Source organism: Pseudomonas cedrina subsp. cedrina (assembly GCF_001983175.1).
Lineage (GTDB): Bacteria > Pseudomonadota > Gammaproteobacteria > Pseudomonadales > Pseudomonadaceae > Aquipseudomonas > Aquipseudomonas cedrina.
The window spans coordinates 146,313-172,521 of record NZ_MNPW01000007.1 but is presented as its reverse complement, the minus strand read 5'-3'; the positions used below and the strand labels follow the sequence as shown (position 1 = coordinate 172,521).

At 63.0% G+C, this 26,209-nt stretch carries 23 protein-coding genes and 1 pseudogene; 8 read left to right on the top strand and 16 right to left on the bottom strand.

Annotation, left to right across the window (positions count from 1 at the left end; all coding sequences use genetic code 11):
* Positions 1-4: 4 nt before the first annotated feature.
* Entirely contained in the window at positions 5-325 is a 321-nt protein-coding gene (locus BLL36_RS16295; protein ID WP_076952415.1) for a DUF883 family protein, read from the bottom strand.
* A 164-nt stretch (positions 326-489) separates the two neighbouring features.
* Between BLL36_RS16295 and BLL36_RS16290 the strand changes: the two genes are divergently transcribed.
* The gene (locus tag BLL36_RS16290; protein ID WP_076952414.1) at positions 490-744 is read left to right on the top strand and encodes a hypothetical protein; all 255 of its coding nucleotides are present in this window, start codon (positions 490-492) and stop codon (positions 742-744) included.
* Here BLL36_RS16290 and BLL36_RS16285 read toward each other — a convergent pair.
* Positions 737-1,630 (bottom strand): LysR family transcriptional regulator, encoded by an 894-nt coding sequence (locus BLL36_RS16285; RefSeq protein WP_076952413.1) that lies wholly within the window; start codon positions 1,628-1,630, stop codon positions 737-739. The two genes, BLL36_RS16290 and BLL36_RS16285, sit on opposite strands and share 8 nt — an antisense overlap.
* A gap of 81 nt (positions 1,631-1,711) precedes the next feature.
* Here BLL36_RS16285 and BLL36_RS16280 point away from each other — a divergent pair, with 81 nt between their 5' ends.
* Positions 1,712-2,638 (top strand): carbon-nitrogen hydrolase family protein, encoded by a 927-nt coding sequence (locus BLL36_RS16280; RefSeq protein ID WP_076952412.1) that lies wholly within the window; start codon positions 1,712-1,714, stop codon positions 2,636-2,638.
* 253 nt (positions 2,639-2,891) lie between these two features.
* On the opposite strand, the gene BLL36_RS16275 is transcribed toward BLL36_RS16280, so the two are convergent.
* The 3 genes and pseudogenes from BLL36_RS16275 to BLL36_RS16265 form a co-directional block, all read right to left on the bottom strand.
* Positions 2,892-3,443 (bottom strand): GNAT family N-acetyltransferase, encoded by a 552-nt coding sequence (locus BLL36_RS16275; RefSeq protein ID WP_076952411.1) that lies wholly within the window; start codon positions 3,441-3,443, stop codon positions 2,892-2,894.
* A gap of 5 nt (positions 3,444-3,448) precedes the next feature.
* Complete coding sequence (locus BLL36_RS16270) at positions 3,449-3,910, bottom strand: LEA type 2 family protein (RefSeq protein WP_076952410.1); 462 nt, start codon at positions 3,908-3,910, stop codon at positions 3,449-3,451.
* 12 nt (positions 3,911-3,922) lie between these two features.
* Positions 3,923-5,354 (bottom strand): annotated as a pseudogene (locus BLL36_RS16265) (nucleobase:cation symporter-2 family protein).
* A 234-nt stretch (positions 5,355-5,588) separates the two neighbouring features.
* On the opposite strand from BLL36_RS16265, the gene BLL36_RS16260 reads away from it, so the two are divergent.
* A complete protein-coding gene (locus BLL36_RS16260; RefSeq protein WP_076952409.1) occupies positions 5,589-7,214 on the top strand; it encodes a methyl-accepting chemotaxis protein in 1,626 nt (541 codons plus the stop codon).
* 211 nt (positions 7,215-7,425) lie between these two features.
* Here BLL36_RS16260 and BLL36_RS16255 read toward each other — a convergent pair whose 3' ends face one another.
* The 10 genes from BLL36_RS16255 to BLL36_RS16210 form a co-directional block, all read right to left on the bottom strand.
* The gene (locus tag BLL36_RS16255; RefSeq protein WP_076952408.1) at positions 7,426-8,403 is read right to left on the bottom strand and encodes a 2-hydroxyacid dehydrogenase; all 978 of its coding nucleotides are present in this window, start codon (positions 8,401-8,403) and stop codon (positions 7,426-7,428) included.
* A complete protein-coding gene (locus tag BLL36_RS16250; RefSeq protein WP_076952407.1) occupies positions 8,400-9,692 on the bottom strand; it encodes an MFS transporter in 1,293 nt (430 codons plus the stop codon). Before BLL36_RS16250 ends, BLL36_RS16255 begins: the two co-directional genes overlap by 4 nt.
* A 45-nt stretch (positions 9,693-9,737) precedes the next feature.
* Entirely contained in the window at positions 9,738-10,679 is a 942-nt protein-coding gene (locus BLL36_RS16245) for a sugar kinase (protein ID WP_076952406.1), read from the bottom strand.
* The gene (locus BLL36_RS16240; protein ID WP_076952405.1) at positions 10,672-11,454 is read right to left on the bottom strand and encodes a sugar phosphate isomerase/epimerase family protein; all 783 of its coding nucleotides are present in this window, start codon (positions 11,452-11,454) and stop codon (positions 10,672-10,674) included. Before BLL36_RS16240 ends, BLL36_RS16245 begins: the two co-directional genes overlap by 8 nt.
* Positions 11,455-11,533: 79 nt before the next feature.
* Positions 11,534-12,598, bottom strand: a complete 1,065-nt coding sequence (locus BLL36_RS16235) for a LacI family DNA-binding transcriptional regulator (RefSeq protein WP_090220136.1) — start codon at positions 12,596-12,598, stop codon at positions 11,534-11,536.
* Positions 12,599-12,706: 108 nt separating this feature from the next.
* Complete coding sequence (locus BLL36_RS16230) at positions 12,707-13,294, bottom strand: LysE family translocator (RefSeq protein ID WP_076952403.1); 588 nt, start codon at positions 13,292-13,294, stop codon at positions 12,707-12,709.
* Positions 13,295-13,343: 49 nt separating this feature from the next.
* Positions 13,344-14,183, bottom strand: a complete 840-nt coding sequence (locus tag BLL36_RS16225; protein WP_076952402.1) for an AraC family transcriptional regulator — start codon at positions 14,181-14,183, stop codon at positions 13,344-13,346.
* Between the two features lie 73 nt (positions 14,184-14,256).
* A complete protein-coding gene (locus BLL36_RS16220) occupies positions 14,257-14,898 on the bottom strand; it encodes a DUF1345 domain-containing protein (RefSeq protein ID WP_076952401.1) in 642 nt (213 codons plus the stop codon).
* A gap of 306 nt (positions 14,899-15,204) precedes the next feature.
* Positions 15,205-18,297 (bottom strand): efflux RND transporter permease subunit, encoded by a 3,093-nt coding sequence (locus BLL36_RS16215; RefSeq protein WP_076952400.1) that lies wholly within the window; start codon positions 18,295-18,297, stop codon positions 15,205-15,207.
* Between the two features lie 6 nt (positions 18,298-18,303).
* A complete protein-coding gene (locus BLL36_RS16210; protein WP_076952399.1) occupies positions 18,304-19,446 on the bottom strand; it encodes an efflux RND transporter periplasmic adaptor subunit in 1,143 nt (380 codons plus the stop codon).
* Between the two features lie 282 nt (positions 19,447-19,728).
* On the opposite strand from BLL36_RS16210, the gene BLL36_RS16205 reads away from it, so the two are divergent.
* The 4 genes from BLL36_RS16205 (at position 19,729) to BLL36_RS16190 (ending at position 23,441) form a co-directional block, all read left to right on the top strand.
* Positions 19,729-20,430: a response regulator transcription factor gene (locus BLL36_RS16205; RefSeq protein WP_076952398.1), complete on the top strand. Its 702-nt coding sequence runs from the start codon at positions 19,729-19,731 to the stop codon at positions 20,428-20,430.
* Between the two features lie 3 nt (positions 20,431-20,433).
* Positions 20,434-21,735 (top strand): ATP-binding protein, encoded by a 1,302-nt coding sequence (locus BLL36_RS16200; RefSeq protein WP_076952397.1) that lies wholly within the window; start codon positions 20,434-20,436, stop codon positions 21,733-21,735.
* A gap of 58 nt (positions 21,736-21,793) precedes the next feature.
* Complete coding sequence (locus BLL36_RS16195) at positions 21,794-22,564, top strand: class I SAM-dependent methyltransferase (protein ID WP_076952396.1); 771 nt, start codon at positions 21,794-21,796, stop codon at positions 22,562-22,564.
* A gap of 91 nt (positions 22,565-22,655) precedes the next feature.
* The gene (locus BLL36_RS16190) at positions 22,656-23,441 is read left to right on the top strand and encodes a sulfite exporter TauE/SafE family protein (RefSeq protein ID WP_076952395.1); all 786 of its coding nucleotides are present in this window, start codon (positions 22,656-22,658) and stop codon (positions 23,439-23,441) included.
* Positions 23,442-23,581: 140 nt separating this feature from the next.
* On the opposite strand, the gene BLL36_RS16185 is transcribed toward BLL36_RS16190, so the two are convergent.
* Positions 23,582-24,820 carry an acyl-CoA dehydrogenase family protein gene (locus BLL36_RS16185; protein WP_076952394.1) on the bottom strand — a complete coding sequence of 413 codons (1,239 nt, stop codon included), beginning with the start codon at positions 24,818-24,820 and terminating at the stop codon, positions 23,582-23,584.
* 254 nt (positions 24,821-25,074) lie between these two features.
* Here BLL36_RS16185 and sfnG point away from each other — a divergent pair, with 254 nt between their 5' ends.
* Positions 25,075-26,160 carry a dimethylsulfone monooxygenase SfnG gene (gene sfnG, locus BLL36_RS16180; protein ID WP_076952393.1) on the top strand — a complete coding sequence of 362 codons (1,086 nt, stop codon included), beginning with the start codon at positions 25,075-25,077 and terminating at the stop codon, positions 26,158-26,160.
* Positions 26,161-26,209: the final 49 nt, after the last annotated feature.

The window sequence follows — 26,209 nt, the reverse complement described above, 5'->3', positions numbered from 1 at the left end:
TTGCTCAGTTGCGACGGCCCAGCAGCAGGCCCACCACCAGGCCAAAGCCTGCGGAAATCGCCACGGTCTGCCACGGGTGACCACCGATATAGGTTTCGGTAGCGTCCACCACCGGCTTGCTGCGTTCGCGCACGTTGGACACCGAGTCCAGGGCTTGCTTGAGTTTGATGGCGACCTGTTCGCGCAGGGTTTCGCCTTCTTCACCCACCAGCGCGGCGCTGCTTTTGAGCAGTTTGTCCGATTCTTCGATCAACGCCGTCAGTTCACTGAACGCTTGATCCTTGATTTGCTCTTCGACGGCTTGGGCAGTGGTTTTGCGGGCCATTGGGTGACTCCTTGCGGGTGAATGTGGCAGTGAACAATGGAGTGCCGCGCGTCGGCAAAAGTTGCAGTTTATTTGCGCGCCGGTCACCGTGGGCAAAAATCGGAATCAGGAAATTTCGACCTACGGTGTAAGATGCCACCTATTTACGCAGCAGGTAATCCAACATGAGCTTCAATCTTGCCAACAAAACCCTCGCCGAACGCGCCGAGCTGGAAGATGAAAAGTCGCGTCTCTACGACCTGTGGCAAACCAACCTGGGCAAAGCCAAGGGTGAGGCCGCGCGGTTGTTCGGCGAACGCGCCAAGCGCAAGGGCAAGTGGGCCGAATGGGTGCGCGCGGAACTTGACGGCATGTCGCCGCCGGAGTTCGCCAACATGGTGCGCAGTGAGGTCAACAAGCTGATGGCGGCGGCTAAGTAAAGCTCGCCACCACCGCTTCGCGAACTTTCAGCAACAGTGGATCAAGCTGCGCCTGGGTGCGCCAACCCAGTTCCACCGGATAGCGCGGCAGGGCCAGCGGGCACGGCACTACATGGAGGCCGGTCATTTGCGCGATGGCCCGCGCGGCATGCCCCGGAATGGTCGCCACTGCCTGGCTGCCCTTGAGCAAAAACGGCAGCGCGGCAAAGTGGCTGGTGGAGGCGCACACCTGGCGGGTCAAGCCCTGCGCCGCCAACCCCTCGTCGGTGATGCCGATAAACCCGCCGGACGACACCAGCACATGTTCGCGAGCGACGAACTCCTCCAGGCTGATACCGGGCTGGCTTGAGTCCAGCAGGCAGCAATAATCCCCCTCCGCCAGCACTTGGCGACTCAAGCGGCTGTGGGCGAAACCGCCGGCGGTAATCGCCAGGTCGAGCGTGCGGTCGAGCAGGGCGCCCGCCACGATCTGGCTGTGGGTCTGACGGAAAATCACGCGCAGTTTCGGCGCCCGTCGGCCGATCTCTTCCATCAGCCGGCGGCCATAGGCAATCTCGAAATCATCGGACAAGCCCACTACCACGGAGCGGCCCTGGTACTGCGGGTTGTGCGGATTGGCCATTGCCAGGCTCTGTCGACACCGATCCAGCGCTTCACTGATCAACGGTTTCAGCTGGTTGGCCCGCAAGGTGGGCGCCAGGCCGCGCCCGGTGCGCACGAACAATTGATCGTCATACACCTCGCGCAAGCGCCGCAGCCCGGCGCTGATGGCCGATTGGGTGACCCCCAGGCGCAACGCCGCGCGGCTGGCGCTGGACTCGTCATGCAGCGCTTCGATGGTTTTAAGCAGGTTGAGATCGACCTGGGCGATATTTATCTGGCTCATATCATTCAGTACTGAAGTGGGCTTTATTCATGATCGAGGCTGACGGGAGAATGGGCAACCCCTGACTACGGAGTGAATGTGATGCCTGTTTCTACTGTAGCGGCCCTGCAAATCGGCTCCTTGCCTGGCGGCAAGGCTGACACCCTGGCGCAGATCCTGGCCTATGAGCACGAAATCCTGCGCAGCGGTGCGCAATTGGTGGTGATGCCTGAGGCGCTGCTGGGCGGTTATCCCAAAGGCGAAGGCTTCGGCACGCAACTGGGCTATCGCCTGCCCGAAGGGCGCGAAGCCTTTGCGCGTTATTTTGCCAATGCCATCGACGTGCCAGGCGCCGAGACCGAAGCGTTGGCGGGTTTGTCGGCGCGCACCGGTGCGAGCCTGGTACTGGGTGTCATCGAGCGCAGTGGCAGCACTTTGTACTGCACCGTGCTGTATTTTGACCCGGCGGGTGGCCTGGTGGCCAAACACCGCAAATTGATGCCCACTGGTACCGAGCGGCTGATCTGGGGCAAGGGCGATGGTTCGACCCTGCCGGTGATCGATGCTGCCGTAGGACGCATCGGCGCAGCCGTGTGCTGGGAAAACATGATGCCGCTGCTGCGCACGGCGATGTACGCCAAGGGCGTCGAAGTGTGGTGCGCGCCGACGGTGGACGAGCGCGAAATGTGGCAAGTGAGCATGCGCCACGTGGCCCATGAGGGGCGCTGCTTTGTGGTCAGCGCGTGCCAGGTGCAGGCGTCGCCCCAAGCGTTGGGGGTGGAGGTCGCCCATTGGCCGTCGGACCGTCCGTTGATTGCCGGCGGCAGCGTGATTGTCGGGCCGATGGGCGACATCCTGGCCGGGCCTTTGCTGGGTGAGGCGGGGTTGCTGACTGCACGGATCGATACCGCTGACCTGGTGCGCGCGCGGTATGACTATGACGTAGTGGGGCATTATGCCCGTCCGGATGTGTTCGAACTGGTGGTGGATGAGCGCGCAAAACCGGGCGTGCGTTTTATCACTGATTAAACACAGTCAGGGTTGTGGGAGCTGGCTTGCCTGCGATAGCCATGGGTATCTACACAAGTTTCAAAGGCTGAAAAAATTCCCTGTAGTGAGCGGGCTTGTCCCGCGCTGGGCGGCGAAGCGGCCCTAATAAAGACACCGCTTTACTTCAGATCAATACACTTGCCTGATTTGGGGCCGCTTCGCAGCCCAGCGCGGGGCAAGCCCGCTCACTACAGACCGCGATCGCAGGCAAGCCAGCTCCTATATTAGATGCTCATCGGCCGGAAGATTTGGCTGCCAGCCATTCAGCGCGGGTCATTTCCCATAGGTCGCGCGGGAAGGTGCCCTCGACAAACTCGCCTTCTTCCGTCCTGATCAACCGCATGCCCGTACGCTCGGAAATCCGCCGTGACCCCAGGTTGGGCGCGGCCTTGGGCACCCGCATGAGAGGGCGCTTGAGTACGCCGAACCAATAGTCGGTCACTGCCGCGCTGGCTTCGCTCATCAAACCTTGCCCCTGCCACTGCGGGCCGAGCCAGAACCCTCGGTTGTTGTCCTGCTCATCCATCAGGCTGATAACGCCGATCAACTGATCCGGCGCGCTTTTCAAGCGGATCGACCAGTGCCATTCCTCGTGACGGGCCATGGCGGGCAGGGCGTTCTCTTCCAGGAAGGTGCGTGCACCATCGGCCGGGTAGGGCCAGGGCACCAAGGCATTGAGGTAACGCACCACTGCCCAGTGGGGAAATTGCCGCTGGATGCCCTCGGCATCGTCCAGGACCAGCGGGCGCAGGATCAGGCGGTCAGTCAACAACAGAGGTTGCATGGCGTTTACCAGGTAGCGGTATTCGGAAGATCCAGTGTGCCACGGTCCACAAAGCGCATCGTGCCGAACAGGCCTCCGGCCAATTTGCCGCGCAGCACATAGGGCAGGTTGTTCAGGCTCTGGGTCTGGCTCAGGCCCAGGGTCTGGCGCAGAAAGGAAAACGCCGAAACACTCACCGGCACCATGAGCACCGTCTCGGAAAAACGTGGGATGGAGCCGCTTTGATCGCTCACCCCCGACGCCAACGGCCGGCCATTGACCTCCAGGTCCAGGGCCACGCCGTTGTAGTCGATGGCCGTTTCATTGGGGTTCTGCACCCGTAGTTTCACGGCGAAGCGCACTTCCAGCTCCTGGCTTTGCAGCGGCTCGATGCCCACCACGTTGATGTTCACCGGGTCACGGTTGGGGAACAGCGCGCACGCGCTCAAGGTCAGCAGCAACAGCGATACAACCATGAGCTTGCGCATGTAACGGTGCTCCTATTTCTTGGTGACGTCCGGGTCCTGCATCACTTTGAGGGTCGAGGACTCCGGATCGAATTCATCTTCTTCCAGCTCTATGAACTCCTCAGGCAGGAAAATGTTCAGCACGATTGCACAGAAAGCGCCCACGGTGATCGGCGACTCGAAGATGTTGTGCAGCGCCTTGGGCAGCTCGCGCAGCACTTCCGGCACGGCGGCAACGCCCAGGCCCATGCCCAGCGAGATCGCCACGATCAGCACATTGCGCCGATGCAGGCCGGCTTCGGCGAGAATCTTGATACCCGCCACGGCCACGGTGCCGAACATGATCAGGGTCGCGCCGCCCAGGACCGGCTTGGGCATCAGTTGCAGCACCGCGCCGACCATCGGGAACAACCCCAGCAGCACCAGCAGGCCGGCGATAAAGTACGCCACGTAGCGGCTGGCCACGCCGGTCAGTTGGATCACGCCGTTGTTCTGGGCGAAGGTCACCATCGGCAGGCTGTTGAAGGTGGCCGCCATCGCCGAGTTAAGGCCATCGGCCAGCAGGGCCGGACTTGATGCGCTTGATGTGCAGCGGGCCCTTGACCGGCTGTTGGGAAATCATCGAGTTGGCCGTCAGGTCACCGGCCGCTTCCAGAGGGGAAATCAGGAAGATCACCGCCACGGGAATAAACGCCACCCAATCGAACGAGAACCCGTACTTGAACGGTACCGGTACGCTGATCAACGGCACCTGGGGCAATGCCGCCAGGTCCACGCGGCCCATCAGCCAGGCCACGACGAAGCCCAGGGTCAGGCCGATCACGATCGAGCCCAGGCGCAGGAACGGGTTGTTGAAGCGGTTGAGCACCACAATGGTCAGCAGCACCAGCGCCGCCAGGCCCATATTGCTCGCCGCGCCGAGATCGCTGGCGCCGAAACCGCCGGCCATGTCGGTGACCGCAACCTTGATCAACGACAACCCCATCAAGGTGATGATGGTACCGGTGACCACCGGGGTGATCAGCTTGCGCAGCTTGCCGATGAACTGGCTGAGCACCACTTCGATGAAGGCTGCGAAAAAGCAGATGCCAAAAATCGTCGAAAGGATCTCATCGGTGCCGCCGCCCCGGGCCTTGACCATGAAGCCGGCGCTGAGAATCACGCTGATAAACGAAAAACTGGTGCCCTGCAGGCACAACAAACCCGAGCCGATCGGGCCGAACGTGCGCGCCTGCACAAAGGTGCCGAGCCCCGACACAAACAGCGCCATGCTCACCAGGTAAGGTACTTCGCTTTCCAGGCCGAGCACGCCGCCGACGATCAAGGTGGGGGTGATGATGCCGACAAAGCTGGCCAGCACATGCTGCAACGCGGCAAAGACCGCCGCGGTGAAGTGCGGGCGGTCTTCCAGGCCGTAGATCAGGTCGGATTTATAGCGCGGGCGGGGGGCTTGAGCGTCAGACAAAATGAGGGCTCGGGTCAGAAAAGGGAGGCGCAGGATGCCAGAAACGGCCAGTCGTCAGAAGTGTAATAAATTTTTTATAAAGCGCCCTGCGCCAAACCCCGACATCAGCCGATACCTCGTATAGGCCTACCTATCCATGCCAACAGGGGTGGCCACGGTCTGTGCAGCGCGTTGGCGCTGGCGGATCGTTTCGCGGCAGGACGCTAGCAAACATTACTTCTGAGAGCCTCCCTTATGTCCCTCCGTCATCTGAACATTGCCCCTCGCGCATTCCTCGGGTTTGCCTTCATCGCCGTCCTGGTGGTCATCCTGGGGGTGTTTGCGGTCAACCGCATGACCCTGATGCGTCAGGCTTCGTCGGACATGAGCACCAACCAGCTGCCCAGCGTGACGTACCTGGGGCACATGACGGAAAACGTGCTGCGCATGCGTATCCTGTCCTTTCGCGTGCTGGTCAACCGTGAGCCGGCGGCCCTGCAGGAAGCCGAAACCCGCATCGGCGTGCTGGTCGACAAGGTCAGGGCCGCCCAGAGCCACTATGCCGCGTTGCCGGCAGGTGCCGAAGAGGCGGTGCTGTACAAGACGTTCGCGACGACCCTGGACAACTACGCCAAGGCCCAGGCCGACATGATTGCCCTGTCCAAGCAAGACAAGGTCGATGAAATGCGTGCCCTGATCAACAGCCGCATCAAGGAAGGCACCGACCAGATGGGCGAGCAGTTGAATAAACTGATCGCCCTCAACGCCGCCGGCGCCAAGGCCGCCGATGCCCAGGCCGAACACAGTTACGAGGCCGCCATTACCGGCGTTATCGTCGTGTCGGTCGCCGCTGCGCTGCTGACCGTGTTGCTGGCCTGGCTGCTGACCCGCAGCATCGTCACGCCGTTGCGCAAGGCCGTGCAAGCGGCTGAAAGCATCGCCGGCGGCAACCTGACCGCCACCATCGAAGACGACGGCAAGGATGAGCCGGCACGCCTGATCAGCGCCTTGTCGGCCATGCAGACCAACCTGCGCCAGACCATCCAGCACATTGCGGGCTCGGCCACGCAGTTGGCCTCCGCCGCCGAAGAACTGAGCGCGGTCACCGAGGAAGCCTCCAAGGGCTTGCAGCAACAGAACAACGAAATCGACCAGGCGGCCACGGCGGTCAACGAGATGACGGCGGCCGTGGAGGAAGTGGCGCGCAATGCGGTGTCCACGTCCGAGGCGTCCGGGCAGTCCAACCAGGCCGCGCGCGAAGGCCGCGACCGCGTGATGGATACCGTCGGCGCGATCCAGACCATGACCCAGGACGTGCAGAACACCGCCGTGATGATCGAAGGCCTGGCCACTCAGGGGCGTGACATCGGCAAGGTGCTCGACGTGATCCGCGCGATCGCCGAGCAGACCAACCTGCTGGCGTTGAACGCGGCCATCGAAGCGGCCCGTGCCGGTGAAGCCGGGCGCGGCTTTGCGGTGGTGGCGGACGAAGTGCGGGCATTGGCCCACCGCACGGCCCAGTCGACTCAGGAAATCGAAAAAATGGTCGCCGGTATCCAGAACGGCACCGGAGAAGCCGTGCAATCGATGCAGCAGAGCAACCAGCGCACCCAGAACACCCTGGAAATGGCCCGCGCCGCCGGCGTGGCACTGGAGCAGATCACTCAGTCCATCAGCCTGATCAACGAACGCAACCTGGTGATCGCCAGCGCGTCGGAGGAACAGGCCCAGGTGTCCCGCGAAGTGGACCGCAACCTGGTGAACATCCGCGACCTGGCCACGCAGTCGGCGGCGGGTGCCAACCAGACCAGCGCGGCCAGCCATGAGCTGTCACGCCTGGCGGTGGATTTGAATGGGATGGTGGCGCGGTTCGTTATCTAACGAGCGCCGCAATTCAACGGTGGGAGCTGGCTTGCCTGCGATAGCAATTTGTAGTGAGCGGGCTTGTCCCGCGCTGGGTGGCGAAGCCGCCCCAAACCAGGCGACCCCGTTTCATCCTGAACGTGAGCGGCGTCTTCATTGGGGCGGCTTCGCCACCCAGCGCGGGGCAAGCCCGCTCACTACACAGTTGGTTTTGTGGTGTGTCAGGGGGCTATTGCTGCCAGGCCGCCGGGTTCACCAGATTCTTCGGTTTCTCTCCCGCCAACGCCGCCAACAGATTGTCCACCGCGCACTGGGCCATCGCCTCGCGCGTCTCATGGGTCGCCGAGCCGATATGCGGTGTGGCCACCACGTTATTCAGGCGCAGCAGGGGGGAGCCATGATCGAGCGGTTCCTTCTCGAACACATCCAGCCCCGCCGCGCGGATAGTGCGTTGCTGCAACGCCTCGACCAGCGCCGCCTCATCCACCACCTTGCCCCGCGAAATATTGATAAAGATCGTCTCCGGGCCCATCAGCGCAAACTGTTCGGCGCCGATCAGCTTTTCGGTCTCGGCGGTGAGCGGCAGCGTCAGGCAGACAAAATCAGCCTGTTGCAGCAGGTCATTCAAGCTGCGGTACTGCGCGCCGAAGCGCGCTTCCACCGCCGGCTTGGGCGAATGGCTGTGGTAGATCACCGGCATGCCAAAACCAAAATGCCCGCGCTGGGCCAGGGCTTCGCCAATGCGGCCCATGCCGATGATGCCGAGGGTCTTGCCGTGGACATCGCTGCCAAAGTGCGCCGGGCCGATGTTTTTGTGCCACTGGCCGGCGCGCACCATGTCGGCGAGCTCGACCACGCGCCGGGCGGTCGCCAGGATCAACGCAAAGCCGGTGTCGGCGGTGGTTTCGGTGAGGACGTCGGGGGTATTGCTGAGCAGGATGCCGCGCCCGGTCAGGTAGTCGATGTCGTAGTTGTCGACGCCCACCGACACGCTGGCGACCGCCTCCAGTTTCGGTGCCAGGTCCAGCAGCGTGGCATCCAGGCGCAGGCTGGCACCGAGCAGGCCATGGGCGCCGGGCAGGGCACCGCGCAGCTTGGCCAGGCCAGGCTCGTCCAGGGCTTCGATCAGCGTGACCTCGGCCTGTTCATGCAGGCGGGCCATCAGCGGCGCGGAGAGTTTCTTGTACAGCACGACAGATTTTTTCATGAGGTCTTTACCTTCAACTCCGGGGTTGGCACCCGCACGCGATCACTGGCGCCGGGCTTGAGGAAAATCGTCAGCACCACCGACAGCAGCAACGCACCGCTCATCAGCAGGTACGACGCGCCGGGCGAACCGGTGCTGCTATTGAGGTAACCCACCAGGTACGAACCGCCGAACGAACCGAGGGCGCCCATGCTGTTGATCAGCGCCATGGCGCCGCCGGCGACGTTGGCCGGCAGGATCTCCGGCACGATGGCGAAAAACGGCCCGTAAGGCGCATACATGCAGGCCCCGGCAATCACCAGCAAGGTGTAGGACCACCAGAAGTGCTCGGCACCGAGTACGTAGGACGCGTAGAACGCAATCGAGGCGATCAGCAGCGGCGGCCACACAAAGCGTTTACGCTTTTGCAGCTTGTCCGACCCCCAGCTCACCGCCAGCATGCCGATCACCGCCGCCAGGTACGGCAGCGCCGACAGCCAGCCGGCCTCGACCATGTCCATCTGCAAACCGGCCTTGAGGATCGACGGCAGCCACAGCACAAAGCCGTACACGCCGATGCTCCAGCAGAAGAATTGCAGCGCCAGGATGATCACCTTGGGCGAGCGAAAGGCTTCGGCGTAGTTCTTCACCGCCTTGATACCGACTTGCTCGGCAGCCAGGGCGCTTTCCAGTTCCTGTTTCTCGGCATCGCTCAGCCACTTGGCATCCTTTGGACGCTCATCGGCCAGCTTCCACCAGATGAAGGCCCAGAACACCGCAGGCAGACCTTCGATGATAAACATCCAGCGCCAGCTGAAATGCTGCACCAGGTAGCCCGACACCACCGACATCCACAGCATGGTCACCGGGTTGCCGAGGATCAGGAAGGTGTTGGCGCGCGAGCGTTCGGCCCGGGTGAACCAGTGGCACAGGTACACCAGCATGGCCGGCATCACCGCCGCTTCGACCACGCCGAGCATGAAGCGGATCACGATCAGCATGTAGGCATTGGACACCACCCCGGTCAGGGTGGCCAGGCCGCCCCACAGGATCAGGCTGACAAAGATCAGCTTCTTGACGCTGCGCTTTTGCGCGTAGATCGCCCCCGGCACCTGGAAGAAAAAGTAACCGAGGAAAAACAGCGCCCCCAGCAACGACGACATGCCAGGAGTGATCATCAGGTCTTCGGCCATCCCGGAGGCGGCGGCGAAGCCATAGTTGGCGCGGTCCAGGTACGCCAGGCTGTAGGTGATAAAAACGATGGGCATGATGTACCACCAACGGCGGGTGGCGAGTTTCACGGTTTCCATGGGGTTGCTCCTGAGCTTGTTGTAGTTGTGGCAACAGGGTGTGGGTCAAGCGACGGATCGGGTGGGCAGCTCTGAACGGCTGGGCAAGCCTTCCATGTCACCACGGCTCTGCACGGCGCGGCTGCCGATCCAGTTGCCGCGCTGCACCGCCTCGGGAAAACTGAGGTTTTCCAGCAGCGCGCTGATCATGCCCACGGCGAAACCGTCGCCGGCGCCGACCGTGTCGACCACCGTTTCGACCCGCACGGCGGCCACGAAACCCTGGTCCATCTGCGTGCGGTAGTAGGCACCGTCGGGGCCCAGCTTGATCGCCACGGCTTCGGCGCCCTGGTCGAGGTAGAACGCGGCAATGTCGGCCGGGTCATCGAAACCGGTGAGCAGACGGCCTTCGCTCAAGCCCGGCAGGACCCAATCGGCCCTGGCGGCGAGGGCGTTGATTTCGCGGATCATCGTCTGTTGGTTGGCCCACAGCGACGGGCGCAGGTTGGGGTCAAACGACACGCTGCGCCCGGCCTTGCGCATCTGCGTCATCAGCTCCACGGACAGCTCGCGGGTAGCTTCGGACAAGGCAGGTGGAATACCGGTGGCATGCAGGTGCCGGGCTTGCAGCAGGGCAGGGCTGATCGCGGCGATCGACAAGTGGCTGGCCGCCGAACCCTTGCGAAAGTACTCCACCTGGGGATCAGCGCCCGCGTCTTCGCGGGACTTGAGTTGAAAGCCGGTCGGGTGCAGCGGATCGACCGCCACATGCCGGCAATCCAGGCCTTCCTGGGTCAAGGTATCAACCACGAAACGTCCGAGGGAATCATCGCCCACCCGGCTCAGCCAGGCCACGTTGAAGCCCAGGCGCGACAGGCCGATGGCGACGTTGCTGTCGGCGCCCGCGATACGTTTGTGAAACTGGGCGACCTGGGCCAGGTCGCCGGTCTGCTCGGCAACGAACATCGCCATGGTTTCACCAAACGACAGAATATCGATCTCAGACATGCGCATTCTCCGCACGGGGTTGGCCCAACAGGGCGAGGGCGGCGACCTGCCGCGCAGTGACGTCGACCAAGTCATCGCCTTGCAGCGGAAATTCCACCGCCCGGGTAATACCTGGAGTCATCAACTTGAGCAGTTGTTCCCACAGATGCAGGTCGGTGGGGCCGGGAGGCTGCGCGACCAGCTTGCCGTCGGCGCGACGGGCGACGGCCTTGCAGTGCAGATAATCCACATGCCGGCCCAGCAGGCGCGCGGCGGTGAGGGCGGATTGGTCTTGCCACTGCCAGTTGCCGATGTCAAAGGTCATTTTGACCGGCAGGCCCAGGCGTTCGACTTCGCTGAAGAAGCGTTGCATCGGCTCGATGCGGCCGCCGTGCAAGGTCTGGTCGTTCTCCACCAGCAGCTTGACCGGGTGGCGATCGAGCAGGGCGTGCAGGCTTTCCAGATCGTTAGTGTCGGTGAAATAGCCGAGGGAGACTTTCAGCCAGCGAGAGCCAAAGGCCTGGGCGCGGTCCAGGGTGGCGGCGAGTTCGGCATTCGGTTGGGCGCGACCGGCGACCCAAAGTTCCAGGGGCGATGAGAACACGGATTCCAGGCCATTTTCGGCGGCGGCCTGGGCCAGTTCGGAGGGCTGTTCGACGGTCAGCAATTCCTCACGCCATTCGATGCGTTGGGCACCGGCGCTGGCGAGCAATTCGACGAAACTCAACTGGCCCTGCTGGCGAACCAGGTCGGCGCCGTAGCTGGAAAGACTGATGGAGACGTGGTGTTTATGCATTGTTATTTATCTCTGAAACCGGTTTCATTTTTATACGCAAAACAAATGTGGGAGCTGGCTTGCCTGCGATAGCGGTGTGTCAGGCACCTTGATTGGCCTGATGCACCGCTATCGCAGGCAAGCCAGCTCCCACAAGAGATCGGGTTGAGCCTCGGATAATGAGTTGGGGCAGGAAATCCAGGGTACGCGTCGGCTCGGTATCACCGCGCAGGCGCTTGAGCAGGCAATCAAACGCCGTGGCGCCAATCGCCTCCGTGGGTTGGGCAAGGGCGGTGATGCCACTGCCCACCAGCGGGTACCACTCCAGATCATCCAGGGCGATCAGGCCGACATCATCGAACAGGTGGCAGCCCAGGTTTTTCAGCGCACGGGTGCAGGCCAGCGCGGCGATGCCGTTGGCGCAGAACAGCGCTTTGGGGCCAGGTTTCGCAAGAAAGCTTTGCAGATTGTTTTCCAGCGCGGCATCCATCTCAAGCACCGCACCGGTCAACGCCGGACGCCTGGCGATTTCGGCCTTGAAACTCTCCAGGCGCTCCAACCGCGAACTGGTGCCATCGGTGGCTTCGCTCACCAGCAGCACATCGCGGTAACCCTGTTGCTCCAGGTGTTCCACCGCCATGCGCACCGCTGCCGGGTTGTCCAGGCCGACCAGGTCGCTGTGCAACGGCTCGACCTTGCGGTCCACCAGCACCAAGGGCATTTCCCGTTGCAGTTCCAGCAGTTGGTCCAGGTGATGGCCGAGGGTGTTCACGATCAACCCTTCGATGTTGTACGAGCGCAGCGCCGCCAGGTGTTGGCGCTCCTGCTCGTCATCGCGGTCGGTGTTGCACACCACCAGGCTGTAGCCATGCTGGCGGCAAGCGGTTTCGACGCCGTGCATCACAGCAATGGAATAGGGGTTGCGAATATCGGCCACCAGCATGCCGATCAGCCGCGTGCGGCCGCGTTTGAGGCCACGGGCCATCTGGTTGGGGCGATAGCCGAGTTGTTCGATGGCTTGCTCGATGCGCAGGGCAATGGCATCGGAGAGCAGGGCGCGGTCATCGCCGATAAAGCGCGACACGCTGGCCTTGGACACGCCGGCGCGCTGGGCGACGTCGAGCATGGTCACGCGGCTGCGCTGGGCGGCGGAAAAGTTGTTCACGGTCATCGACCTTCTATTTTTATTGGAATCACTGAAACCGGTTTCAGGAAACCATCAAACGAGGAAAGTCGTCAAGTTGTTGTAGGACAAAGTCAGACAACCGGTGCGTCAAACCACCACACTCAGCCAAGTCGCGACCAACAGCAACAGGGCCATGCCCCGGTTGAAGTGCTGCATGGCCTTGGGTGAACGAAATACACGGGCCGACCCGATGCCCAACAGCGCCCATGTACCCAGGCAGGGCAGGGATATCAGGAAAAACACCAGGGACAAGACCACGACCTGGCTCTGGCGCTCCTCGCCATTGCCGGCAAATACGCTCACTACCGCGAGGGCCATCATCCAGGTTTTCGGGTTGATCAATTGCAGGCTGGCGGCGCCGATGAGGCCCAGGGGCTTTTCGGTTGCATCCACCTCGATAGCTTGGGCGGGCGCGCTGAAAATCTGCCAGGCCAGATAGCTCAGCCAGGCGATGCCTATCCATTGCATGGCCATCTGTACCTTGGGCAAATGGACCAGGGACTGGCCGAATCCGCTCCCTACCAGCAACACAAGGCCCGCAGCCCCGGCGCAGGCGCCGAAAATGATCGGCAGGGCGGCTTTCAACCCATAGCGCGCACTGTTGCTCAGCACCAGGATGTTGGTGGGGCCGGGTGTGATAGACGCAACAAAGGCAAACAATATAAATGGCAACATGACAGGGACTCCAAAAAAACGATGGAGTCGATCTTCACAAGCCTGCATGTCACCTGTCTGGAAGATTTGAGCAGCGTTTGCGGTACGCGGCGGGCGTGAGGCCGTAGGCACGCAGGAACCAGCGGCCCAGGTGGCTCTGGTCGGCAAAACCCAGGGCAATCGCCACTTGCGCCGGTTGCTCGCCCTTGGCCAGCAAATGCCGGGCGCGGGCCAGGCGCAGTTGCACCAGGTAGGCGTGGGGCGGCAAGCCGAACGCGCTCTTGAAGGCACGACTGAGGCGGAAGCGGTCGACCCCGCAGGCCAGGGCCAGTTCGTCCATGCCGACATCGGCGTGCAGGTGGGCATGCAGGTATTCCCGGGCCTTGTGTGCCACCCGCGGCAATCGCGGGTCTTCGTGGTAGCGGGTGCGCCAGTAAAGGTGACCGGTGAGGCGCTCCAGCAATTGGTCCATGGCGCGTTGTCGCACAATGCGCAGCTCGCCGCTGTGCAAGGTCTGGAACGCCTGGCTGGTGGCCAGGGCCAGGCGCGGATCGCGGGTCAAGGTGCTGGCAACACTCAACTGGCTACCCTGCGGCGCCTCTTCGAACACCGCGCTCACTTCACGCGCCAACCAGTGTGGGTCGAGGTAGAGCATGTGATAGGTGAAGCCGTCGGCGGTGGGCGCATCGCCGTCGTGCAGTTCGCCGGGTTCCAAAAGGAACACCTGGCCGGGCACGCTGTTGTGACGGGTGCGGCGGCAGTTGAATTGCTGCACGCCTTGTTCGGTGACGCCGATCAGGTAACTGTCGTGCCAGTGCGGGTCATAGGCGTGGCCCTCGAAATGCGCGCGCAGGGTCTCGATGCCAGTGTCGGCGTCCTGGGACAGGTCGATCCAGTTGTGCGCGGCCATAAAACACCGAGGCGGAATACGTGAGGCTATTAGCGCCCAGCCAGCGATGGGCGTCTAGAAGGTTTGTGCAGCGTCAGCCGAACAGCCCGGCGGCGATATTGATCGAGAACCCGAGGATCGCCGTGTTGAACAGAAAGCCGATCAGCGACTGCGCCAGTACCACTTTGCGCATGCCCCGGGTGGCGACGCCCACATCGGAAGTCTGCACCGCCACACCGATGGTAAAGGAGAAGTACAGGAAGTCCCAGTAATTGGGGGTCAGCAACCCTTCGGCAAAGCGCAGCGCCGGCGCCTTGCCGTCCCAGGTGTAATACAGGCGTGCGTAATGCACGCTGAAGATCACCCCGATCAGCAACCACGAACCGATCACCGTCAGCCCGGTAAAAGCGTAGTGCAGCAAACGTTCGGAGGCGGCCAGATCCTTGCTGCCCACCAGTTCGAAGGTGATGGTCGCCAGGCTGGCAATGGCAGCGATGCATACCGTGAACAGCACCAGCCCGGCGTTTTCATCCTCGATCTCGGCGATGCGCTTCACGTCATCGGCCTTGGCACGGCGGGTGAGCCACAACATCAGTATCAGGTAGGTCCAGACCCCGGCGTTCCAGCCGAAGAGGATTTTGCTGGCCAGCGTATCCGCCGGCGCCAGGATGCCTACGGCAATGCCGAGCACGGCGGCGGCGGAGAGGCGAGGGTGGGTGCGGGCGAGGAAGGGCATGGATGCTCACGGCTGGCAGGGGTAAGCAGACTGTACCTGATCATGGATACCATAAATAACTCTTGTGGGAGCTGGCTTGCCTGCGATGGCTTCAGGCACCAAGCCGTTGTAGTGAGCGGGCTTGCCCCGCGCTGGGCTGCGGAGCGGCCCTAATACAGTCACCACCGAGTTACAGGTAACACCGCATCGCCTGGTTTGGGGCGGCTTCGCCACCCAGCGCGGGGCAAGCCCGCTCACTACAGGCTGTGTAGATACCGATGGACATCGCAGGCAAGCCGGCTCCCACAGGAAACGGTTCAGGCTGGGCTAGCGTGGTTTTTTCTTCACCAGCTTCATCACCACCACAAAGAACACCGGCACAAACACCACCGCCAATGTCGCGGTGATCATCCCGCCAATCACCCCGGTGCCAATCGCCTGCTGGCTGGCGGAGCTGGCGCCCGTGGCGATCGCCAGCGGCACCACGCCGAGGATGAACGCCAGCGAGGTCATGATGATCGGCCGCAAGCGCAACCGCGCGGCTTTCAACGTGGCGGTGATCAGGTCTTCACCCTGGTCATACAGGTCCTTGGCGAACTCGATGATCAGGATCGCGTTTTTTGCCGACAAACCAATGATGGTGATCAAGCCGACCTTGAAGAACACATCGTTGGGCATGCCGCGCAAGCTCACCGCCAGCACCGCGCCGAGCACACCGAGCGGCACCACCAGCAACACCGAGGTCGGGATCGACCAGCTCTCATAAAGCGCCGCCAGGCACAGGAACACGATCAGCAGCGACAGGCCCAGCAGGATCGGCGCCTGGGAGCCCGACAAACGCTCCTGCAACGATAAACCGGTCCACTCCTGGCCCAGGCCCGCCGGCAGTTGGCTGACCAGACGCTGGATTTCATCCATCGCTTCACCGGTGCTGTGGCCCGGCGCCGCTTCGCCGGAAATCGCAATGGCCGGGTAGCCGTTGTAGCGCGTCAACTGCGTCGGGCCTTGGGTCCACCTGGCCTCGACGAACGACGAGAGCGGCACCATCTCGCCTTCCTTGTTGCGCACGTTGATCTTCATCAAGTCCGCCACCTGGCTGCGCTGGTCGCCTTCGGCCTGTACCACCACCCGCTGCATGCGGCCCTGGTTGGGGAAGTCGTTGATATAGGCCGAACCAATGGCCGAGGACAATACATTGCCCACGTCCGCAAAGGACACGCCCAGTGCGTTGGCCTGCTTGCGGTCGACTTCCAGTTGCACTTGCGGTGCTTCGGCCAGGGCGCTTTCGCGCACATTGGCCAGGATCGGGCTTTTGCCGGCGGCCGCCAGCAGATCGGTACGGGCCGCCATCAACGCCGCATGACCCACGCCGCCGCGGTCCTGCAGGCGGAACTCGAAACCACTGGATGTGCCCAGGCCATCCACCGGCGGCGGCAGGACCGCATAGGCAATCGCGTCCTTGAGCCCGCTGAAGGCCATGTTGGCGCGCTCGGCAATCGAGGCGGCGGCGTCGTCGCTGCCGCGCTCGGACCAATCCTTGAGCGTGGTAAACGCCAGCGCCGCGTTCTGCCCCGCTCCGGAGAAACTGAAGCCCATGATCATGGTGGTGTCGCCCACGCCCGGCTCGCCGGCGTTGTGCGCCTCGATCTGCTCGGCCACCTGCACGGTGCGGTTCTTGCTCGCGCCCGGTGGCAACTGGATGTCGGTGATGGTGTAGCCCTGGTCTTCCACCGGCAGGAATGAGGAGGGCAGGCGGGAGAACATCCACCCCAGGCCCACCAGCAGCACCAGGTAGATCAGCAGGTAACGGCCGCTGCGCTTGAGGGCATAGGCCACCCAGCCTTCATAACGCTCGGTGAGGCTGTCAAAGCGTTTGTTGAACCAGCCGAAGAAACCGCCCTTGGCGTGGTGCTCATCCTGGGCGATCGGTTTGAGCAACGTGGCGCACAGGGCCGGGGTCAAGGTCAGGGCCAGGAACGCCGAGAACAGGATTGAGGTGGCCATCGACAGCGAGAACTGCTGGTAGATCACCCCCACCGAACCTTTCATGAAAGCCATCGGCAGGAACACCGCCACCAGCACCAGGGTGATGCCGATAATGGCGCCGGTGATCTGGCCCATGGCCTTTTTCGTCGCCTCCTTTGGCGACAGGCCTTCGGTGACCATGATGCGCTCGACGTTTTCCACCACCACAATCGCATCGTCAACCAGGATGCCGATCGCCAGCACCATGCCGAACATGGTCAACACGTTGATCGAGAACCCCAGCAGCAACATGGTGGCGAAGGTGCCCATCAGCGCAATCGGCACCACCAGCGTCGGGATCAGGGTGTAGCGCACGTTCTGCAGGAACAGGAACATCACCGCGAACACCAGCGCCATGGCTTCGAGCAGGGTGTAGACCACCTTGGTGATCGAGACTTTGACGAACGGCGAGGTGTCGTAGGGGATCTTGTATTCCACGTTGGCCGGGAAGTAGCGCGACAGTTCATCCATCTTGACGCGCACCAGAGTTGCGGTGCTCAACGCATTGGCACCCGGCGACAGTTGCACGCTGACCGCCGTCGAGGGCTTGCCGTTCAGGCGCGTGGAGAACTGGTATTCCTGGCTGCCGACTTCCACTCGCGCCACATCGCCGATGCGCACGGTGGAGCCGTCCGGGTTGGCCTTGAGCACAATGTCGGCAAATTCCGCAGGGGTCGACAACTGGCCCTTGACCAGGATCGCGGCGGTGATTTCCTGGGTCTTGGTGCCCGGCAAGTCACCGATGCTGCCGGGCGCAACCTGGGCGTTCTGCGCGGCGATTGCGGCATTCACGTCGGCCGGCGTCAGATTGAAGCCAATCAGCTTCTGCGGGTCGATCCAGATGCGCATCGCGCGTTCGGCGCCATACAGCTGCGCCTTGCCCACGCCGTCCAGGCGTTTGAGCTCGTTCATCACGTTGCGCGCCAGGTAATCGCTGAGCGCCGTGTCATCGAGCTTGCCGTCGTTGGAGGTCAGGGTGACCAGCAACAGGAAGCCCGCAGAGACTTTCTGCACCTGCAAGCCTTGCTGGGTGACCGCCTGGGGCAGGCGTGGCTCCACCGCTTTGAGGCGGTTCTGCACATCGACCTGGGCCATTTCCGGGTTAGTGCCCGGCTGGAAGGTGGCGGTGATGGTGGCCGAGCCCAGGCTGCTCTGGGATTCGAAATACAGCAGGTGATCGCTGCCGTTGAGTTCCTGCTCGATCAGGCTGACCACGCTCTGGTCCAGGGTCTGTGCCGAGGCGCCAGGGTACACCGCATAGATTTCGACTTTCGGCGGCGCGACATCAGGGTACTGCGCCACCGGCAACTGCGGGATGGCTAGCGCGCCCGCCAGCAGGATAAACAATGCCACCACCCAGGCGAAGACCGGGCGGTCAATAAAGAACTGCGGCATGACGGGCTATTCCTTTACGAGTGGGCTGGCGTCCACTTCAACTTTTTCACCGGGGCGCGCGTGTTGCAGGCCTTCGACAATGATGCGGTCACCGGGCTTGAGGCCGTGGCTGACGATCCAGCGATCGTTGATGACGGCGCCCAGTTCCACCGGCTGCTGGCTCACGGTCTGCTCGGCATCCAGCAGCAGCACCATCGGGATACCGGCGCTGTCACGGGTGATGGCGCGTTGCGGCACGCTGATGCCTTGCTTGTCGACCGCCTGTTCCACGCGCACACGCACAAAACTGCCGGGCAGCAGGTCGAGGTCCGGGTTGGGGAACTCGCTGCGCAGGATGACTTGCCCGGTGCCGGGGTCGACGCTGATCTCGGCGAACAGCAACTTGCCCGGCAACGGGTAGAGGCTGCCGTCGTCCTCGATCAGCGTGGCCTTGGCCTGGTCCTGGCCGACCTGTTTCAAGCTGCCGGCGCGGAAGGCGCGGCGCAGGTCATTCAGCTCGCGGGTCGACTGGGTCAGGTCGGCGTGAATCGGGTCCAGTTGCTGGATGATCGCCAATGGCGTGGCTTCGTTCTGGCCGACCAGCGCGCCCTCAGTGACCAGCGCGCGGCCGATACGCCCGGAAATCGGCGCGGTCACGGTGGCATAGCCCAGGTTCAGCCTGGCCCGCTCGACGGCGGCCTTGTTGGCGGCGACTTCGGCGTTGGTCTGGCGCACGGCGGCGCGGGCGTTGTCGTAGTCCTGGCCGCTGATGGCGTTGCCTTCAACCAACTGGCTGTAACGCTGCTCTTGCAGGCGTGCCTGGAAGGCATTGGCCTCGGCTTTGCTGAGGTTGGCCTGGGCACTGTCGAGGTCGGCCTTGAACGGGGCCGGGTCGATGCGAAACAGCACATCGCCCTGTTTCACGTCATGGCCTTCCTTGAACACCCGTTGCATCACCACGCCCGCCACCCGTGCGCGCACCTCGGCGATCCGTGGCGCGGCAATGCGCCCGCTCAGTTCACTGGTGATGGCCAGGGGTTTGGCTTCAAGGGTTTCAATGCGCACTTTGGCCAGCGGCGGCTGTGGCGTCGGCGCTGCGGAGTCGCCACATGCGCCCAGCGCAAGGGTGAGGGCCAGCAGGCAAAACGGCGCAAACGGATTCTTCGACATGCTCTTATCCCAATATTGACTGGCGCATCCTAAGGGCACCTGCGCCGTGGTGCTGTGAAGCTGTGTAGGGCGTGTGTGAAGAAATGTAAGGTGCGGCGCGCGGGACGCCGGGGGCGTATATCCTTGCACACTGCTTATGTGGGAGCTGGCTTGCCTGCGATGCAAACGCCGCGGTCTTTGCCCAGACTGAGGTGATGCTATCGCAGGCAAGCCAGCTCCCACAAAAAGCAGTTCATGCAGCGCCCTGTGCACCGCCGACAAACCGCATTATTTGGAAACGCCATGCCCAACATCCTCCTGGTCGAAGACGACGCCGCACTTTCCGAGCTGATTGCCAGCTATCTGGAACGCAATGGCTACCACGTCAGCGTGCTCAGCCGTGGCGACCAGGTCCGCGAACGCGCGCGTGTCAACCCGCCGGACCTGGTGATCCTCGACCTGATGCTGCCCGGTCTCGACGGCTTGCAGGTGTGCCGCTTGCTGCGCGCCGACTCGGCGGGCCTGCCGATCCTGATGCTCACCGCCCGCGATGACAGCCATGACCAGGTGTTGGGCCTGGAAATGGGCGCCGACGACTACGTGACCAAACCCTGCGAGCCGCGCGTGTTGCTCGCCCGTGTGCGCACCTTATTGCGCCGCAGCAGCTTGTCCGAACCCCAGGTCGCCAATGACCGCATCATCATGGGCAACCTGTGCATTGACCTGTCGGAGCGCACCGTGATCTGGCGCGACCAGGCGGTGGAACTGTCCAGCGGCGAATACAACCTGCTGGTGGTACTGGCGCGGCATGCCGGCGAAGTGCTCAGCCGCGACCAGATCCTGCAGCGCTTGCGCGGCATCGAGTTCAACGGCACCGACCGTTCGGTGGACGTGGCCATTTCCAAGCTGCGCCGCAAGTTCGACGACAACGCCGGTGAAGCGCGCAAGATCAAGACCGTGTGGGGCAAGGGCTACCTGTTCAGCCGTTCCGAGTGGGAATGCTGACCCATGTTCCGCGTCCTGTTGCGTCTCTACCTGATCACCATCGTCACCTACAGTGCGGCGATCTACCTGGTGCCGACCCTGGTGATCCAGCTGTTCGAACACCGTTACATGAACTACAACATCGAGCAGACCCGCGGCCAGCAAAAGCTGATCGTCAAGCAATACCAGCGCGCGCCGGTGGAACGCTGGTCGCAGGTGACCGAGCAACTGGGCCGCGACTTCGCGCCACTGAAGGTCCAACTGCTGCTGCGCCAGGACGCCCGCTACACGCCGGCCGAAGAACAACTGCTGGAACAGGGCAAGTCGGTGGTGCGCCTGGGCGAATGGGGCTGGATGGAACAGATCAGCTCGCCGATCAACGATCAATTCGTGGTCAAGCTGACGATCCCGCCCGATCCGCTGGACATGAACGTGCTGTATTGGGCCATCAACGTGCTGATCATTGCTGCGCTGCTGGCTTGCCTGCTGGTATGGCTGCGCCCGCACTGGCGTGATCTGGAACGCCTGAAAAGCACCGCCGGGCAACTGGGCCAGGGCAATATGGCTGAGCGCACGGGGATTGCGGCCAACTCCAGCATCGGCAGCCTGGCCTCGGTGTTCGACACCATGGCCGACGATATCGAGCGCTTGCTCAACCAACAGCGCGACTTGCTCAATGCCGTGTCCCATGAACTGCGCACGCCGCTCACGCGCCTGGACTTCGGCCTGGCCCTGGCGCTGTCCGAAGACTTGCCCCAGGCCAGCCGCGAACGCCTGCAAAGCCTGGTGGCGCATATCCGCGAGCTCGACGAACTGGTGCTGGAACTGCTGTCCTACAGCCGCCTGCAAAACCCGGCGCAACTGCCGGAGCGGGTGAGCGTCGTGCTCGACGAATTTATCGACAGTGTGCTCGGCAGCGTCGACGACGAACTGGAAAACCCCGAGATCGTCATCGATGTGGCGCTTGACTGCGCCGTGGAGCGCTTCAACCTCGACCCGCGTCTAACCGCCCGTGCCTTGCAGAACCTGCTGCGCAATGCCACGCGTTACTGCGACAAACGCATTCAGGTCGGCGTGAAGGTCTGCCCCAAGGGCTGCGAAATCTGGGTCGACGACGACGGTATCGGCATTCCGGCGGATCAGCGCGAACGCATCTTCGAACCGTTCTACCGCCTCGACCGCAGCCGTGACCGCGCGACCGGCGGTTTCGGCCTGGGCCTGGCCATCAGCCGGCGCGCCCTGCAGGCCCAGGGCGGCACCTTGACGGCATTGGCGTCGCCGCTGGGCGGCGCGCGGTTTCGCATGTGGTTGCCCAACGTCGATTAGAAAACCCGGAGGGGAAGGCGCACACTGTGCCCCCGCTTTACCCGAGGAGAGATTGGCAATGACTGGTGTTCACGCGTCCGCTCAACAAGGTTTCTCCACCCAGGCGGTCACTTATGCCCAGGGCCGACCCAATTACCCCAGGCAACTCACCGGCTGGCTCACCGAAACCCTGCGGATTGACGCACGGTCGACGGTGATCGACCTGGGCGCCGGCACCGGCAAATTCACGCGCTTGCTCAGCACCCTGGCACCGACGCTGATTGCCGTCGAACCGGTGGCCGCGATGGGCGCGCAGTTGACCAGGCTGCTGCCGGGCGTGCGCCTGGTGAACGGCACGGCCGAATCCATCCCGCTGGCGTCCGCCAGCGCCGATGCGGTGGTTTGCGCGCAGGCGTTCCACTGGTTCTCCACCCAGGCCGCACTGGCGGACATACATCGCGTGCTCAAGCCCGGCGGGCGACTGGGGCTGGTGTGGAATGTGCGAGACGAAACGGTGGGCTGGGTGGCGGCAATCACAGAAATCATTACCCCGTACGAAGGCGATACCCCGCGCTTTCATACCGGGCGTTGGCGCGAAGCCTTCACGGGCGTGCATTTTTCCGATCCTGAACTCACCTGTTTTGCGTACAGCCATGTCGGCAGTCCTCAGGAGGTGATCATGGATCGCATTTTGTCGGTGAGCTTTATCGCGGCGCTTCCAGCAGCAGAAAAGGCTACCGTTACCGCGCAATTGCGCGCTTTGATCCAGACCCATCCCGACTTGCGCGGACGGGACACCGTTGCCTTTCCCTATCAGACCCAAGCCTATGTCTGTCAGCGGCTGAGCTAAATGGCATAAAGTCAGATCATATTGATATAAGTCGTTATAAGAAAAATCGCTATCCTGCGGCCAGAAATTTATAAGGCCGCAGGTAGCTGGAATGGATGTGGGTAATATTGGTTTCGTGGTTGCCGGCCTGATCGTAGGTTTTATCGTGGGCATGACGGGTGTGGGCGGGGGCTCCTTGATGACCCCGATCCTGCTGTGGTTCGGCATCAATCCGGCCACGGCCGTGGGCACCGACCTGTTGTACGCCGCCATCACCAAATCCGGTGGGGTGCTGGTGCACAGCAAAAACAGGAACATCGACTGGAGCATCACCGGCTGGCTGACCCTGGGCAGCGTGCCCGCGGTGCTGCTGACCCTGTGGTTCCTGGCCAGCCTGCACACCGACCCCAGCGCGATGAACGCGGTGATCAAGCAGGCCCTTGGCGTAGTGTTGCTGTTGACGGCGCTGGCGATCCTGTTCAAGAAAAGCCTGTTGGCCTTCGCCCAGCGCCATGCCGGCGATGGCTACCACATGAACCCGCGCAACCTGAACGCCCTGACCGTCGTCACCGGCGCAGTGCTGGGCACCATGGTCGCCCTGACCTCCATTGGCGCCGGCGCACTCGGCACGGTCGCGCTGTTTATCCTTTACCCGTTCCTGGCCACGCGCCGTCTGGTCGGCACCGAAATCGCCCATGCCGTGCCCCTGACCCTGGTGGCGGGCCTGGGCCACGCCGGCATGGGCAATATGGACTGGCATCTGCTGGGCTTTCTGTTGATGGGGTCTTTGCCGGGCATCTACATAGGCAGCCACATGACCGGCAAAGTCCCGGACGGCGTGCTGCGCCCGTGTTTGGCGGTCATGCTCATGGGCATCGGCTATAAACTTGCCTTCTAGGCCCTACACAAACCCAATGTGGGAGCGGCGGTGCGACGATTCGACTTGCTCGCGAATGCGGTGTGTCAGTCACAGAATCTTCAACTGGAAGACCGCATTCGCGAGCAAGCCCGCTCCCACAGTTTTGACTGCGCCCGGCCTTAGGCCTTGACCGGGCCATTCCCGATCTGCCACACAAACGGTGGCTCGGCCCCATTGACCACCCAATCCCCGACAATGCGCGCCTTGTAGATCACCGGGTTGTGCGAAGACACCGTCCGCGCATTGCGCCAATGCCGGTCGAGGGCCTTGCCCTGGCGCACATCCGAAGCCCCGAGCGCATTGAACAATTGGCTGGTGGCGCGCTGGATCAGTTCCGACACCACCACTTGCGCGGTGGCCGATTCAATCTCGGCCGCCACATTGGCTTCGCGCTCCACTGCCTCATCCCCGCCAAAGCGCGCCACATACGCACGTTGCGCCGGCAGCGTCGCTTTCAACGCGCTGGCCTCGGCGGCGTAGACCAGGGCGGCCACTTCGCCCACTACCTGTTGAACTTGCGCATCCTGGCTGACGTGGGACGCGTTGCCATGGCTGTAGATGCGCTTGCGGCTGCGCACCTGATGCGCCACGTCGCGCAGGGCGGCGCGGCCGATACCGGCCAAGGTGGCGAGCAGCACCAGTTGGTAGAACGCGGTCTGGTATTTGAAGCGGCTGGCGAAGTCGATGACATTTTCGGCCTCCACCCGCGCACCGGTAAAGCGCGAGGTGCCGCTGCCGGTGGTGCGCTGGCCAAAGCCGTCCCAGTCGTCGCTGTGGACCACGCCAGGCTGGCGCGCGCGGGTGGCCGCGATCACGTCTGCGCCGGTGTCGCTGCGCTGGGCGTACACGTCGATCCAATCGGCGAAAATACTGCCGGTGCTGTAATACTTTTCGCCATTGAGTGTCCAGTTGTCGCCGTCGGGGCTGACCTGGGTGACCACATCGCCAATCGCCACGCTGCCGATCTCGGTCCAGGCGCAGCCGACGATATCGCCGTCCACGAACCGTTTGAACCACAGGTCGCGACCGGCGCCGGGCGGCGCGTTCAAGCGGTCTTCGGCAAAGGCAAAGTGCCCGCGCAGGGCCTGGGGCACGTTCGAGTCGGCTTCGGCCAGTTCAATCAGCAGTTCGAACAACTGCGGCAGGGAAGCGCCGCCGCCGCCGTATTCCACCGGCACCCGCACCGCGCCAAAGCCGGCCTCCTTGAGCCATTGGATAGGCTCGTGGGGCAGGGTGCGGGTGTGCTCGCGCGCCACGGCGCCGTCGGCGATGCGCTGGAAGATTGGCCGGAAGCGCGCGGCCAGTGTGGGGTAGTCGACGCCGATGGACAGCGGGTTGATGACGTGATGTTCGGTCATGGGCAAGGTTCCTGGGCAGTGATCATGCAGAAGGTGATTGCACAGTCCGTGCCGGGTCCTGGCGCCCGTATTTGCTGGGCAACGCAATGCGCTACTGTTGCGCTGGCAACAGCTGATCGACAAACCCGCACGATCCGCAACAGTCACGCCGGCACTAGGTTTTCAGCGCGGCGCCCCTGGCCTGGGCATTTGCCCGGCCTGGCACGCTTGCTGCTCAAGGCCTGGGTACATCCCTTTGTGCGAGGTACCGTTCGATGAGTCAGCAAGCTGTGAAATTTGCCTATTGGGTGCCCAATGTCAGCGGTGGGTTGGTGGTCAGCAAGATCGAGCAACGCACCGACTGGGGCATCGACTACAACCGCAAGCTGGCGCAACTGGCGGAGGCCGCCGGCTTCGAGTACGGCCTGACCCAGATCCGCTTTACCGCCGGCTACGGCGCCGAGAACCAGCATGAGTCCGTGGCGTTCAGCCACGCCCTGCTGGCCGCGACCACCCGGCTCAAGGTGATCGCCGCGATCCTGCCCGGCCCGTGGCAACCGGCGCTGGCGGCCAAGCAACTGGCGACCATCGACCAGCTCACCAACGGCCGTATCGCGGTGAATATCGTCAGCGGTTGGTTCAAGGGCGAGTTCCAGGCCATTGGCGAACACTGGCTGGAGCATGATGAGCGCTATCGGCGTTCCGAAGAGTTCATCCGCGCCCTCAAAGGCATCTGGACCCAGGACGACTTTACCTTCAAGGGCGACTTCTACCGCTTCAACAACTACACCCTCAAGCCCAAGCCTGTCGGCCAGCCGGAAGTATTCCAGGGCGGCAGTTCGCGGGCCGCGCGGGACATGGCCGCGCGGGTCTCGGACTGGTACTTCACCAACGGCAACACGCCGCAAGGCATCAAGGCGCAGGTGGACGATATTCGCGCCAAGGCAGCGGCGAACAATCATTCGGTCAAGGTCGGCGTCAATGCTTTCATCATCGCCCGCGACACGGAGGCAGAAGCCCGCGCCGTGCTGGCGGAGATCATCGACAAGGCCGACCCGGAAGCGGTGAACGCATTTGGTGACGCCGCCAAACAGGCCGGCAAGGCTTCACCGGAAGGCGAGGGCAATTGGGCCAAGTCGAGTTTCGAAGACCTGGTGCAGTACAACGATGGTTTCAAGACCAACCTGATCGGTACGCCCCAGCAGATCGCCGAACGCATCGTCGCGCTCAAGGCGGTGGGGGTGGACCTGGTGCTGGCCGGTTTCCTGCACTTCCAGGAGGAAGTCGAGTACTTCGGCAAGCGGGTGTTGCCGTTGGTGCGGGAGCTCGAAGCCAAAGCCGCGATTAAGCAGGTGGCTTGAGTTTCCCTGTAGTGAGCGGGCTTGCCCCGCGCTGGGTGGCGAAGCCGCC